The 13,227-nt window shown below is 53.6% G+C and carries 9 protein-coding genes; 2 read left to right on the top strand and 7 right to left on the bottom strand.

Annotated features, from left to right (window positions below):
- Positions 1–265 precede the first annotated feature (265 nt).
- Positions 266–745: a hypothetical protein gene (locus JT718_RS06055; RefSeq protein WP_205501121.1), complete on the top strand. Its 480-nt coding sequence runs from the start codon at positions 266–268 to the stop codon at positions 743–745.
- Positions 746–1,339: 594 nt separating this feature from the next.
- Here the strand turns inward: JT718_RS06055 and JT718_RS06050 are convergent.
- Positions 1,340–2,746, bottom strand: coding sequence for an inorganic phosphate transporter (locus tag JT718_RS06050; RefSeq protein ID WP_205501119.1), 1,407 nt, complete (start codon positions 2,744–2,746; stop codon positions 1,340–1,342).
- A gap of 243 nt (positions 2,747–2,989) precedes the next feature.
- On the opposite strand from JT718_RS06050, the gene JT718_RS06045 reads away from it, so the two are divergent.
- Positions 2,990–4,486 (top strand): glycine--tRNA ligase, encoded by a 1,497-nt coding sequence (locus JT718_RS06045; protein ID WP_205501117.1) that lies wholly within the window; start codon positions 2,990–2,992, stop codon positions 4,484–4,486.
- A gap of 561 nt (positions 4,487–5,047) precedes the next feature.
- Here JT718_RS06045 and JT718_RS06040 read toward each other — a convergent pair.
- The 6 genes from JT718_RS06040 to JT718_RS06015 all read right to left on the bottom strand — a co-directional run bounded on the left by JT718_RS06040 (position 5,048) and on the right by JT718_RS06015 (position 13,201).
- Positions 5,048–6,136 carry a dipeptide epimerase gene (locus JT718_RS06040; RefSeq protein ID WP_205501108.1) on the bottom strand — a complete coding sequence of 363 codons (1,089 nt, stop codon included), beginning with the start codon at positions 6,134–6,136 and terminating at the stop codon, positions 5,048–5,050.
- Between the two features lie 668 nt (positions 6,137–6,804).
- Complete coding sequence (locus JT718_RS06035; protein ID WP_205501106.1) at positions 6,805–8,058, bottom strand: sialidase family protein; 1,254 nt, start codon at positions 8,056–8,058, stop codon at positions 6,805–6,807.
- Between the two features lie 119 nt (positions 8,059–8,177).
- The gene (locus tag JT718_RS06030) at positions 8,178–10,472 is read right to left on the bottom strand and encodes a TonB-dependent receptor (protein ID WP_205501104.1); all 2,295 of its coding nucleotides are present in this window, start codon (positions 10,470–10,472) and stop codon (positions 8,178–8,180) included.
- A gap of 104 nt (positions 10,473–10,576) precedes the next feature.
- The gene (locus JT718_RS06025) at positions 10,577–10,954 is read right to left on the bottom strand and encodes a hypothetical protein (protein ID WP_205501095.1); all 378 of its coding nucleotides are present in this window, start codon (positions 10,952–10,954) and stop codon (positions 10,577–10,579) included.
- 199 nt (positions 10,955–11,153) lie between these two features.
- Positions 11,154–11,624, bottom strand: a complete 471-nt coding sequence (locus tag JT718_RS06020; protein ID WP_205501093.1) for an Mpo1 family 2-hydroxy fatty acid dioxygenase — start codon at positions 11,622–11,624, stop codon at positions 11,154–11,156.
- A gap of 62 nt (positions 11,625–11,686) precedes the next feature.
- Positions 11,687–13,201 carry a glycosyltransferase family 39 protein gene (locus JT718_RS06015; RefSeq protein WP_205501091.1) on the bottom strand — a complete coding sequence of 505 codons (1,515 nt, stop codon included), beginning with the start codon at positions 13,199–13,201 and terminating at the stop codon, positions 11,687–11,689.
- Between the last annotated feature and the right edge of the window lie 26 nt (positions 13,202–13,227).

Genomic DNA, 13,227 nt, shown 5'->3' with positions numbered 1-13,227 from the left:
AGGAAAAGATTTTTTTTCCACTTCTGCACAGCCCTAATGACGAAGAAGAATCTTTTTAAAAAAATCATTTTATAATGGTTGTCCGGTTGACTTCGTGGAAAAGTGGGAAAAGCGCCAAAATCGGGAAGGAGAAAGGGGAGCCGGGGGGCGCGGCCAGATTTCGCCAGAGCGCGCCAGGCCGGCCCCAAATGTGGAAGAACCGCTATTTTTAAGTAGTTTTAGGAAAATCAAGCCGGAAACGGAACCATATAAACCAATAGAATCTATGGAACAGGACAGAGAGCAATTAGACAACGAGATAAAGCTGGGCTACGGAATAGGAGACCTGCGCTTCGGGTTGAGCATGGATGAAGTGGAAGACATCATGGGCGAGCCCGAGGAAGTAGAAGAATCTACCGACGAGGACGAGTTTGAGCACAAGGCCTGGAACTACTGGGACAGCGGCTTCTCCTTTTACTTTGACAAGGAAGACGACTACCGCCTGAGCTGCATTGAGATTGCCAACCCCAACGTGACGCTGTTCGGGAAGAAGATCTTTGAGATGAGCCTGCCCGAAGTGGAGGCCCTGTTCAGGCAGAACGGCGTGCAGAACGTAGAAAAAGAGAAGATTGAGAACAACGTGACCTGCCTCTCTTACGAGCGCGAGATGATTGACCTGTACTTTGAAGACGGCAAACTGCTGGCTGTGAACTTCGGGGTGCACATGGATGATAACCTGGAAGTGCTCTGGCCACAGGCAAAGTAGCCCCGGAGGAACCCAATTCCAGCATAGAACACCAGAAGAGAGCCGCCAATCGCGGCTCTCTTTTTTTTATGATCCGGTTTTCTGTTCAGGGAAGCCCCTGTTTTGGGCCGGTTTTCCAAAAAAGAAGCGTAAACCACGCCTATATTTTAAGTGTAAGGGCCGACTCACGCCGAATACGGAAGCCTGGAATCGTTCATATTTGCTGTTCCACGAAAAAGCGCGTGGAACAGCCCCGGGGAAGGCTCCAACAGGAGCGTTTTTAGGTACCACCAAGCCATCCACCCAGAAATAACAGGCTCTCGTGGGCTAGTTCCCGCGTGAGTCTTCTAAAACGCCTGTATTCGCAAAATGATTTTTCAGGAGCTAGCGGTTATCTAGTGCCCAAAGGCAGAAGACGGTGTGGGCCACAAAAGGGAGCTGCAGCCAGGTAGAGATTGCTGGGAAATTGGTTTCAGGGGGATTTTGGTAAAACAAGCCGAAAATGGCTTCAGAATCCAAGAGAGTGGCAGCTGAAAAGCAGATACAGAACGGCCTGAAACAAAAGAGCCGCTCCATTTCTGAAGCGGCTCCTGGTATGACGTACGAATTAAGGTCTTAGGCAAACATCCAGCGGAACAGCAGGAACAGGGTTCCCGACAGGAACATGGAAACCGGTAAGGTCAGGATCCAGGCCATGGCAATGTTGCGGATGGTGCCGGCATTCAGGTTCTTGATTCCGCGGTTGGCCACCATACTACCGGCAATACCAGAAGATAGGATGTGGGTGGTACTCACCGGTAACTTGAACACAAACGTAGAGAACCCGATCACGCTGGCCGCCATGAACTCAGCCGAAGCACCCTGCGCGTAGGTCAGGTGCTCCTTCCCAATCTTTTCGCCAATGGTTTTCACAATGCGTTTCCAGCCAATCATGGTCCCGATCCCCAGGGAAAGCGCAATCATCATAATCACCCAGTTAGGGGCATAGTCGGTGTAAGAGCGCATGCCGGTTACGCCGGCCATCAGTTGGTCGCGCTCGCGCTGGCTCAGGGTAATGTCTTGGCTCTCCATCAGCTTATCGGTGCCCTTGGTGATCAGGAGAATATCGCGGCGCAGCAAGAAGCGGGCGTCTTCGGGCAAGGTCTGGGCAGCGGCGTTCTGGGCGAAGATGCCTTTCATTTCGGCCACCTCGGCGTTGAGCAGGCTCAATTGCTTGGCGTCTGAGGCAGAAAGAACCGTGCTGTCTACCTTAGAAAGTACCAGCTCTACTTGCGTAAGGGAGTTTCTTAGTCCTGTAGGATCTTTCTCAATGTCCAGGGCATAGTAGGTGGGCACAATGGCAATCAAAATCAGCATCACCAACCCCACGCCTTTCTGGCCGTCGTTGGAGCCGTGGAAGAAAGACACCAGGGTACAGGTAATGATCAGGATGATTCTGATCCACAACGGCGGAGCCTTGCGTTTGTGCGGCTCCTTAAAGATGGTCTTGTTTTTCACGAACCGCTTCAGGATAAACATCAGGAACACGGTTAGGGTGAAACCCAGGAACGGCGAAACAATGAGGGACATGCCGGTTTTGCTGGCTTCAGACCAGGCAAAGGTAGCCTCTTTGGTAGAGGGCAGCAGCGAATAGGCAATCCCCAGGCCCAGAATAGAGCCAATCAAGGTATGGGAGCTGGAAGAAGGAAGCCCATAGTACCAGGTGCCCACGTTCCAGATAATGGCGCTCAGCAACAGGGCGGCTACCATGGCAATCCCGTGCCAGACGTCCTGGTCAATGAGCGTTTCAATGGGCAACAAGTACACAATGCCCATGGCTACTCCAATTCCGCCGGCGAAAACCCCAATGAAGTTCCAGAGGCCAGACCACACCACCGCGGCCCAGGGGCGAAGCGTGTTGGTGTAGATAACGGTGGCCACGGCGTTGGCGGTGTCATGGAAACCGTTCACAAATTCAAAAGCACACGCGGCCAGTAAGCAAAGTACCAGCAAGATCAACAGATCTGATTCTAATCCGAACATAAGTAAATATGAGTGAGAAAAAAGGTGCCAAAAGTAACGGAATAATTTTCCTCCAATGTTACCGAATTGTTAAGGAATACAGAGGATGGGAATTATACGGCAGCAAAAGTACTAAGTAGGAGCGAACGCTTCTCATTCTCAATCTTTTTAACCAAACATTTACCGGGTAAATGGGGTATCTTGCTAACCAAAGCCGCACGGGGCGGTACCCAACGTGAGCAGGAAACCTCTATATTTGCGCCCATGAGCACTACTGAGAAAACCACAGAAAACGCACAGTTAAAAGATATCATCTCGCACGCCAAGGAATACGGCTTCGTGTTTCCGTCCAGCGAGATCTATGACGGGCTCCAGGCCGTGTATGATTATGGCCAGAATGGGGTAGAGCTGAAGAACAACCTCAAAACCCTTTGGTGGAAATGCATGACGCAGCTCAACCAGAACGTAGTTGGGATTGATGCTGCCATCTTCATGCACCCGCTTACCTGGAAAGCCTCGGGCCACGTAGACTCGTTCAACGACCCGATGATTGATAACAAAGACTCCAAAAAACGCTACCGCGCCGATGTACTGCTGGAAGACAAAGCCGCCGAGTACGAGAAAGCCGGCGATGTGGAGAAAGCCCAGTCTTTGCTGAAGGAAATGGGTCGTTTGTTGGAAACTGAGGATCTGAAAGGCGTACAGGAATTGATTATCTCAGAAGGTATAAAGTGCCCAATCTCAGGTACTTCTAACTGGACCGAGGTGCGTCAATTTAACCTGATGTTCTCCACACAGGTGGGTTCTGTGGCCGAAGAGTCCAGCACCATTTATCTACGTCCTGAAACCGCCCAGGGTATCTTCGTGAACTTCCTGAACGTGCAGAAATCAGGCCGCATGAAAGTGCCGTTCGGGATTGCTCAGATTGGGAAGGCGTTCCGGAACGAGATCGTGGCCCGTCAGTTCATCTTTAGAATGCGCGAGTTTGAGCAGATGGAGATGCAGTTCTTCGTACGGCCTGGCACTGAGATGGAGTGGTACCAGCACTGGAGAACCGTTCGCCGCCGTTGGCACGAGGCCTTGGGTGTCCCTACCGAGAAACTCCGCTTCCATGATCACGAGAAACTGGCCCACTACGCCAACGCTGCCGTAGACATTGAGTTCGAGTTCCCGTTCGGTTTCAAAGAAGTAGAAGGTATCCACTCCCGTACTGATTTTGACTTGACGCAGCACCAGGAACTGAGCCGCAAAAAGCAGCAGTACTTTGACAATGATTTGAACGAAGACGGCAAACCATTCGGAAACTACGTGCCGTACGTAGTGGAAACCTCCGTTGGTGCTGACCGTCTGTTCCTGATGACCCTTTGCAACGCGTACCAGGAAGAGGAAATCACCGAAGGCGACAACACCAAGACCCGTACCTTCCTGAAATTCCACCCGGCCATTGCCCCGGTGAAAGCCGCTATCTTCCCGCTCGTGCGCAAAGACGGTTTGCCAGACAAAGCCATGCAGATCTTCGATGACCTAAAGCACGACTTCAACATCATCTACGAAGAGCGCGACGCCATCGGGAAACGTTACACCCGCCAAGATTTAATCGGGACGCCTTTCTGTATCGCCGTGGATTACGAAACCCTGGAGAACGACACTGTTACCGTACGCGACCGCGACAGCCGCGAGCAGAAGCGCATGCACATCTCTGAGTTGCGTCAGTACATTGGAGATGCCGTAAGTTTCAAACGCATTTTCGAGAACCTGTAAGTTGTGGATTTCAGAGCTATTTTCTGAAAAATACCTCCAAAACACTTCACCACAAAAAAGGCCTCTGCACTTTGCAGAGGCCTTTTTTGTGGTGGATAATGCAGAAACAAGCAGATGCTGAAAGTTCAGTTTTCCACGTGGTTCATCCTGCACCTTTTCCAAAATTTTCCCTGGTTCAAGTCAGTGACTTGGACCTATCATAGCTTCAGTTTGTAACTGCAGTGAAGCGTTAGCTTCAAAAGAGTACATTATATATAATAAAGTAAACCGCTGGCGCGAGCTTGCAGCTCGTGCCTTCACATTGCTGATCATCTAGATAAGTTAAAAAAGAAAATCAGGAATGCGTGCGGACACGAGCTGCAAGCTCGCGCCAGCGAAGCAGCAATAGATTGGGTTACTGCAGTTACAAACTGCAGACAATAGCAGGTCCAAGTCACTGACTTGAACCAGGGAAAATTTTGAAGGAAACTTCAGCCAAAGTGCTTAAAAACAGAAAAGCGTTTCGGGCCTGTTTTCATCAAAACAGACTTGAAACGCTTTTCAATTAACAGACCAATTTCCTCAGGATAAGGTAGGAGCGAAGATAACCCCATGACCAGGCACTTCAGGATTCAACCGCAGCACTTCACCTGTTTGTTCAAAACCACCGCTAAACGGATGCTCTGCTATAAATAAAGGAGTGTCCAAATCTATATACCCGAACCCTCCGATGCCGGCGGCGAAATGAGCAGAGAAAGTCATGGCCAGAATGCTCTCCACCATGCCGCCGATCATCAATCCCAATCCATGCACCTGCGCCAGGGCTGCCATCTGCAATGCTTCCAGCACGCCGCACTTCATCAATTTTATGTTGACAACCGAGGCGCTTTTGTCCTGAATAAGCCTTGCAACATCGGCAGCGCTGCGGGCAGACTCATCCGCGGCGATGGGGAAAGGACAAGTAGTTGCCAACACGGCCAAGTCTTCCCAAGATTCACGTGGAAGTGGCTGTTCTAATAAAATGATTGGGATTTCAGCTTCGAAAGCTATGTTTACAAAAGCTTGGGCGCGCACCAGATCATAGCCGCAATTTCCGTCAACAATCAGTTTTGCCCCCGGCGCTGCGTTGTGGATTGCCTGAAGTCGGCGGAGGTCATAATCCACATCGGTTCCTTCGGTCTTCACCTTGATGATAGAGAACCCACGTTCCACGATGGACCTAGCCGAAGCTGCAGCGTGCGCCTCATCCCCGGCAGTGATGGTGAGGTCAGTCACCAACTGCGTCTGCACTCCCCCGAAGAAAACATACAGCGGCATCTGGAAGTGTTTGCAGAGCGCATCCAGAATGGCCATCTCCACCCCGCACCGGGCAGCGGGTGCATCATGGGCGAGTTTATTTAATTCCTTGGCCAAGGTGCGCCAGTTTTTGACGTCTTTCCCAATCAAGTATTTCTCCAACTCCTGCAGTACCGCCAACGTGCTTTCCTGTGTCTCGCCGCTCACGGCCGGGAACGGAGCCGCCTCGCCCAAACCGGTGGTTCCATCTGCCAACTGTACCTGCACTACCACATTCTCCACCTGGTACTGCGTGCCCGTGGCAATGGCGAAAGGTTCTATCAGAGGCAAATTCAACGGTTGATAACTCACCGAGACGATTTGGGTAGAATTCATGCTTTTTTGTTTATAGGTGTGCCGACAAAGAAACAAAGAAAGGAAATGCAGCCGATAAGAAAACCGCGAATAAAATCTGCCAGGGCCGAAAGCGTGAAAGTTATCCTGTGAAAAACCGGCTTTTCCGTTTTCAAGGCGTTTTCTGAAAATCACCCTTAATATAGGAAGTTTTCAACGGCAGCTTTTCAAACCACATGCTACATCAATATTGGCCTACTATGGCGCGGAAGTTACTTCCGTGACTAACGAACATCAGAGTAGGAAGTCACGGAAGTAACTTCCGCGCCATAGTAGCAAAGGATGGGAATTCACTAAAAAGCGAATCGGGGCTACTTTTTGAAAAGTAGCCCCGATTCGCTTTTTAGCTGGTGTAAACGGTTTATTCTTTGGAATGGGAATCTGTTTGCCTGGTAAAGAAGAACGTTAATTACTGGTCTGACGGAATGCGTACGACGTTACAGGGTAACGTTGCTACAGTCCAGATGTGTAGCGACGTTACCCTGTAACGTCGTCATCCGGCAGGATGAAAGAGAGCAGCCCTCCAAAGGCAATACGGTGCAAAACACCTTCTGCACGCGGGGGCTGTACATCTTGATTAGGTTCACTTAAACTATCGTTTTTTCTATTTAGGGCCTGTTTTAAAGAAAACAGGCCCTAAAAGTCAAGGCTTACAACGCCTTCTTAGCTGAAGTATCCACCACTTTATACCAGACCTCACTTTTATTGTCCTGCTTTTGGGTATAGGCCACCAGGATTTTAGACGCACCGAGCCCCAGCACCACGGGGTGCGTGGCGCTGGTAGAGTCTGAGGTAAGATACGTTTGCTGCACCGGTTTACCGGAGGCGTCCCTCAACTGTAACCCGATGCGGCTGTTGAACCCCTTGGAGTTAGGCACCTGCTCATCCCACACCAAGGCCAGTTGATTTTCGCCAAAACTAGTGAGTTGCGGGTGTTTGGCCGAGGGAAGTTGACTTACCTGCTCTCTGGGAGCAAAGGTATTTGCTGCCGTTTTATGGCTGTAGAACACGCCGCTGCCGCCGCCCATGGTGTACCAGGCTGCGTGCAGACCGCTTTGGTTCCAGGCCAGGGTAGGGCCGGTGTGCGGACAGCCTTTAATCGCCCAATTGTCTACGCTGATGCGCTCGCGGGTAGCGAAAGTTTGTCCGTTATCCTTTGAAACCAGGTGCATCATGTCCCGGATGCTGTCGTTCAGGATGGCCCGGTAGGCGGCGTGGAGTTGGCCGGTGCCGTCCACAAACAGATCGGTGCGGCAGCATTGGCAGAGCTGCTGGTCGATGACTTTCTCGTAGGTGAACCCGTTTCGGCCAGTGGTGCTGGAAAAGTAGAGGCTGGAGCCTTCCTTGGGCGTGTTCTTGCGGGAATCGAGCCAGATGGCGGCAATCTCGCCGGTGGGCAGTAAGGCGATGTCAAAGTACCGTTCATCAATGCTGTTTTCGGCATCCTGCGCCAATTGCCTGGGGTCGGTCCAGGTTTTACCCCCGTCAAACGATTGGGTGTATTTCACCAGACCGGCGTAGCTGTTCTCTGGGTTAGGGTTCTGCACGGCAAACATGGCCAGAATGTCCCCGTTCTTCTTGAACAGGATTTTGGACAGGTTCTCATCGTGCGGGTACACGCCCTTAGAGGTAGGCACTGCTAAAGGTTTTTCAAAGGTGGTGCCGCCATCCTTTGAACGTGCGTACATGAGCAGGTAATTGCCCGTGGTGTCCTGCGCCTGCACCCAGCACAGCACTGGATTGCCTTGCTGGTCCTGGGTAAGGAAAGGGCAGGAGGCTTTCAGGTTTGCCAGGGAAATCCGGTTTTCTGGCGGTACCTCCTGCGCGGGGTTGGACTGACAACCTGCCAGCCACAGGAAGCACAAAACAGATAGAAGAGTAGTGATGCGGTATGGGTATTTCATATAGTCCTTGTGAATAAAAATGATGTAAATGCCTGAGCTTGATTTTAGCTTACTTTCTGTAAAACAGCTGTAAAACAAGCTTCAGCTAAACTAATCTGGTAAGTAAGTTAGGCTTGTTTTCAGCCGCCTTTTCCAATGAATTGATACCCCACGCCCACGTTGAAGGTGCGCGGCACGCCTTGCCGGTAGCTCTTGCCGTAGGAGTATTTGTCTACCGTGGTGGCGTAAAGTTTATCAGTGAGGTTGATGGCGTTGATCCACGCTTCAAAGCCTTTGAAGGCGTAGCCCAAACGCGCGTTGAACAGGTGGTAGCCACCGTAGTACTCAGAGTTCACGGGGTCCATGTAGTATTTGCCCACGCGCTGCCACTCCAGTCCTAAACGCAAACCTTTCAGGAAAGCCGGACGGTAGGTGACTTCGGCATTGCCGATGAACCGGGGCGCAGTGGCCATTTCATTGCCGGAATAATCTGCGCCGCGCTCCACGTACTCCAGAAACCAGTGCCGGGCGTTGGTGCCGCTGACCCTAAGTGAGAGTGCCTCAGAAGGGGCATAGTTCAGCCCATATTCAATGCCGCGGTGGCGGGTACGGCCGGCGTTCTGGTTCTGGTAGGAGCCATCGTCCAGCCGCACTGAGATGATCTCGTCTTTGCCGTCCATCTGGTACAAGCTCACGTCCAGGTAGGCTTTGTGCTGCAGGAAACTCCACCAGCCGCCCACTTCGTAGCTCTTGTAGTCAGAGGGTTGCAGGGTGGGCACTTTCACGCCGCGGTACAACTCAGTGATCTGCGGCGGCGAAAAACCAAGGCTGTAGTTGGCGTAAATTCCCTGGCTTTTCCCGAAATCATAGGTCAGCCCCAGCTTGGGCGAGAATTGCCGGTAGCCGTTTTCCTCATCAGGCGCACCGGTGAACGCCGAGGGCGGCAGATAGTTGTCAAAGGTATAGTCCATGCGGTCATAGCGCAGGGCGGCCACCAGTTTCAGGCGCTCCAGGGGGGAGATCTCGGCCTGGGCGTAAACGGCGGTGTTCAGCAGATCCACGGAGTAGTGGGTGAGCAGCGAATCAGAGGAGGTGTAGCCGGTGTACAGGCCGTTCTCGTCCCGATCAATGTCAATGAACCGGGCGGTATAGGTGGCGGGGCTGTAATCGGCACTCACGCCGGCAATGAGGCTGGCGTTCAGAAACGAGAAGGATTTCCGGTGCTGGGCAATAAGACCGTAGCTGGTGAAGGCGTCTTCGTTAATCTCGCCTTTGGCTTTGCGGGCGTTGCCCTGCACGTTCCCGATGGCGTAGAACGGGTTCTGCGCGATGGAGTTGTTCCGGAAATACAGGGTGGCCTGGGTTTGGTTGGAGGCATCCCAGGCGTGTTCCAGGGTGCTCCTGAGGCGCAGGGCGTTGACTTTGCGGTAGGTGAAGGTGTGCAGGCTGCTGTACTCTTTCCGGAAGAAACGGGTGCTGTCCAGGCCGCCGGTCTGGTCGGTTTGGTAGTCCACCAGGCTGCCCGAGGTAGTCAGTTTGCTGTGGTCACTGATGCGGTAATCGGCCCTAAGGGTGAACGCCAGTTTGTCAAAGTCGCTGTGGCTGATGATGCCGTCCCGCTGCGCGGCATAATACCCCCCGGCAAAGATGCCCACCTTCCCGAAGGTATTGGACACGCTGAAATCGGTTCTGCGGTAGCCCTGGTTGCTGCCTTCCACCTGCACTTTGGCCGTGGGCACCGGAGCCGGAGCCTGCGTGATGAAATTGACCGCCCCGCCGATGGCCTCGCTCCCGTACAGCGAGGAGGCCGGACCTCGTATGACCTCGATGTTCTTCAAGGCCGCCATGTTGATCTCAATAAGCGCGTTGTGGTTGAAATCACCCGAGGTACGGATAGGAATTCCGTCTTCCAGGTACAGGAAAAGACTTTTGTAGCCAATGGGCTGCCGGATGGCCATGGTGTGCTGCTCGTTACCCAGGTTCACCATGTACACCCCGCTCACTTTGTTGAGGACCTGGTCCAGCGTGGTGGCTTTGGTTTCCTGCAGCACCCGGCTGGAGATAGTACTGATGGCCACAGGCGCCTCAGTTCTGGCCTGGGCCTGCCGGCTGGCCGAGACAATGACCTGGTTTAGTTGGTTGGAGCTGGGCGTTAAGGAAACCAGGGTAAAGTTCTCTTGTAGTGGTACTTGCCGGGTGTTGTAGCCCAGGTAGGAAACCAATAATTCACTAGGCTTTTGCTCGGTTTTTAGGGTAAAGCTTCCATCGGTTCCGGTGATGGTTCCGGTGGTGTTCTGGACCAGTTGGACGGAGGCACCCACCAGCGCCTCTTTGGTATAGGCATCCAGCACCCGTCCCTTTACCGTGATTTGGGCATGGGCGTAGTGCACCAGCATCAGGAGCGTACAGATGCCGGCAAAAAGTCTTTTTTGCATGGAAGTAAGATTACAGTGAAAAACGGCAGGTACCGCAGCAACACCCGGGTACATCCCGGACACGGCTAACCGCTTCGGGGCTTAGGCCCCGAAGAAAACTATCTTTACACTGTACCCCTGGGCGGATGGAAAACGGAAAGAGGAACGCCCACCGGCCGGCCTTCCAGAGCAGCGGTGCGCGGCTGCGACTGTTGCGGTGCCTGGGGCACGGCAGAGGCAACCAGCGGCTGGTAATACAGCGTAATCTCCTGCTTCTGCTTCTGAGTTTTCTGGTTGGTAGGGTCCTGGGTCTGCTCGGATTTTTTGAGTTTCTTGGCCAGGTAGCACTTGCCGTGGCACTTCAGCTGCGGCTTCTCGCGGTTAATGCAGAGCACCCTGGCAATGAAGTCTTTGTTGGCCTCGTAATCCAGTACAATAAAGAACTTGCTGAATGCCTGGGTTAGCATCACCGTTAACAGCAATATGGTGGCAAGCTTTTTCAAGAGGTTCTGAATCGGCGCAAAGGTAAGGAAGCAACGCTAAACTTCTTGAATCAAGACGGCCCAAATGCAGGAAGGGTTGCCACTCCTATGATAGAAAGCTGTTTACGGGCCTTTTTCCGGAAAATAAGGTCAAAACAGCAGCCCAGGGCGCCGGCCCCAAGCCTTGGCGCCCATACCTTGGCGCGGAAAATCGGAATGGCTAGTACCGTAGCCCTAACTTCTGGTAGATGAAGCTCAGCAACCACACCGGCCCGATGAGCAGGAACTGCAGATCCTTCAGGAAGGAAGGTTTCTTGCCCTCAATCTTGTGCCCGATGAACTGCCCCACCCAGGCCACCACAAAAATGATGAGGCAGAAGGCCCAGAGCGGCAGTTGCTCGGACTGGTCCAGCTGGTAGACAATCCAGAGGAAGAAAGCCGTGACCAGGATCATGCCCACCGCCAGGCTGGGCGAAAGCGCCAGGTAGTAGACCATGCACAGCAGCACAAAGAGAATGCCCCAGTTGAAAAGGAACGGCAGTTCCTCAAAGAACGCCGGCACCGGGATAGACCAGATCAGCCCCACCAGGCTGATCATGATGGCGGGAACGCAGATCCAGTGGATGAGTTTGTTGGTGCCGTTGCGGTGGCTTTCGGCGTACTCGTCTAACAGGTGATGGATGGCGGCCATGGCTTTTTTTACTTCAAGGTAAACATTCTGCCGCAAGAAGTAAAGAGGTACTGGCAAGCGGGTTATTCCGCTCCAGCGGTGCCTTCAGGATGTACCTGCGACAGTCCTTTGTCGCCAAAAAAGGTGGGGCACGCGGTAACAGGGCTAAGGTGATACCGGGAGAAGAATTCTTGCCGGTCGGTGCTCCACAGGAGCCAGGCCCGGTTCAGGAGTGGGCTCTGCGGGGCGAAATCGGTGACGACGGGCCGCGCTTCCCTGGTTGCCTCGGCAATGGCCTGCTCCAGCACGGGGGTTGGCGCCGAGATCTCAAAAGCCCTGGGGGAATACTGCCCGGTGTGGTAGAACAGGTACGCGTCAAACGCGTTCTTGTCTGCCAGCAGGAGCGTGGCCTGCGGCTGCCGTTGCACATAGGCCCGGGTGCAGGCGAAGTTGGCGTACGTATACCCGTAGTTAGGTCCCACCGCGTAGGCCATGTTCCAGATAAACAGGCCAAGGCCCGCGAACAGCAAGGGGCGGGCCTGAAGCTTGTGGGAGCAGCTGAGCAGGAGCGCCAGGAGCCAGGGCACCATCACCATGAACTCGGCGTTGCCCACCGCAAACCAGGCAAACAGGAGATGGAGGAGCAGAATGAGCCCATGCGTACGGCAGAAAGCAGAGGTAGGCAGTGAAAGGCGGGGCTTGGCTGGGAGAAGTAGCAAGCAGGCCTTGCCCAGGAGTAGAAGTGTACCCAGTGCTGGTAATATGTAAAGCACGTTCTGCTGCACCAGGTAGTACTGGCGTCCGTGCACTTCAAAGAACGTCCTCACCAAAGAGATGCCCGTGAGCAGGAAATGCTGGTAGGTAACGGTGGTCTCCACCTCGCCTTTGTAGAAGTCCAGGAAGATAAACCGGTGCGCCTGCAGGAGGGGCATGCCCTGCAGCTCCATCACCACCGCGTAGCCCAGGGGAACCACCAGGGCGGGTACCACAAACCAGAGGGCAAGTTTCCAACTCCGCTTTTGGTCCAGCAGAAAGTGGAGGAGGAGCCCCAGCCACCAGAAAAAGTGGATCTGGTGGTACAGACAGGCCCAGGCGGCCCAGAAGCTGCTCCACAAGAGGTGCCGTTTCTGGCCACTTTCCTGGAAAGTAGCCCAGAAATAGCTGCCCAACAGGGAGAAGAAGAGCGGAATGATGTAGGTTTCGTTCTCGGTGGCGTACCGCAGGGTGCCCAGACTGGCCCCGGCAAGCAGGAGCAAGCCGGCCTGCACGGCTCTGCTCTTCTGCCGCGGGGCAATGATCCGCCAGAGCACCCACAGGCTGGCCCCGGCAAAAAGGCTGTTCAGGAACTGCATCAGCTCCAGGGGAGCCACGGGCAGGCCCAGGCGGTGCACCAGGGTATAAGCGCCCAGACCCGTGATGTTGTAGAGCAAGTGGTGCGGCTGCCACAGGTCTACCTGCCATTTCACGCAGGCGGCATAATCATAAGCGTCTGAGGTGGAGTTCTGGGTAGGGAAGGCGGCATACACCAGCCCCAGGCCCAGGAGAACGGTAAGCGGAAGGAAACGGCCTTGGACCAACGTGTCTGAGCGGAGCGCCATGGAAGCAGAAGCAGGCAAGTATCTTT

This window comes from Rufibacter psychrotolerans, from assembly GCF_016924645.1.
GTDB lineage: Bacteria > Bacteroidota > Bacteroidia > Cytophagales > Hymenobacteraceae > Nibribacter > Nibribacter psychrotolerans.
This window is presented reverse-complemented; position numbering and strand designations above follow the sequence as displayed.

Bases quoted from the DNA above. Each gene is read 5' to 3' on its own strand.
- JT718_RS06045 (WP_205501117.1), top strand. From the start codon at position 2,990: ATGAGCACTACTGAGAAAACCACAGAAAACGCACAGTTAAAAGATATC.
- JT718_RS06015 (WP_205501091.1), bottom strand. From the start codon at position 13,201: ATGGCGCTCCGCTCAGACACGTTGGTCCAAGGCCGTTTCCTTCCGCTT.
- JT718_RS06030 (WP_205501104.1), bottom strand. From the start codon at position 10,472: ATGCAAAAAAGACTTTTTGCCGGCATCTGTACGCTCCTGATGCTGGTG.
- JT718_RS06050 (WP_205501119.1), bottom strand. From the start codon at position 2,746: ATGTTCGGATTAGAATCAGATCTGTTGATCTTGCTGGTACTTTGCTTA.
- JT718_RS06020 (WP_205501093.1), bottom strand. From the start codon at position 11,624: ATGGCCGCCATCCATCACCTGTTAGACGAGTACGCCGAAAGCCACCGC.
- JT718_RS06055 (WP_205501121.1), top strand. From the start codon at position 266: ATGGAACAGGACAGAGAGCAATTAGACAACGAGATAAAGCTGGGCTAC.
- JT718_RS06035 (WP_205501106.1), bottom strand. From the start codon at position 8,058: ATGAAATACCCATACCGCATCACTACTCTTCTATCTGTTTTGTGCTTC.
- JT718_RS06040 (WP_205501108.1), bottom strand. From the start codon at position 6,136: ATGAATTCTACCCAAATCGTCTCGGTGAGTTATCAACCGTTGAATTTG.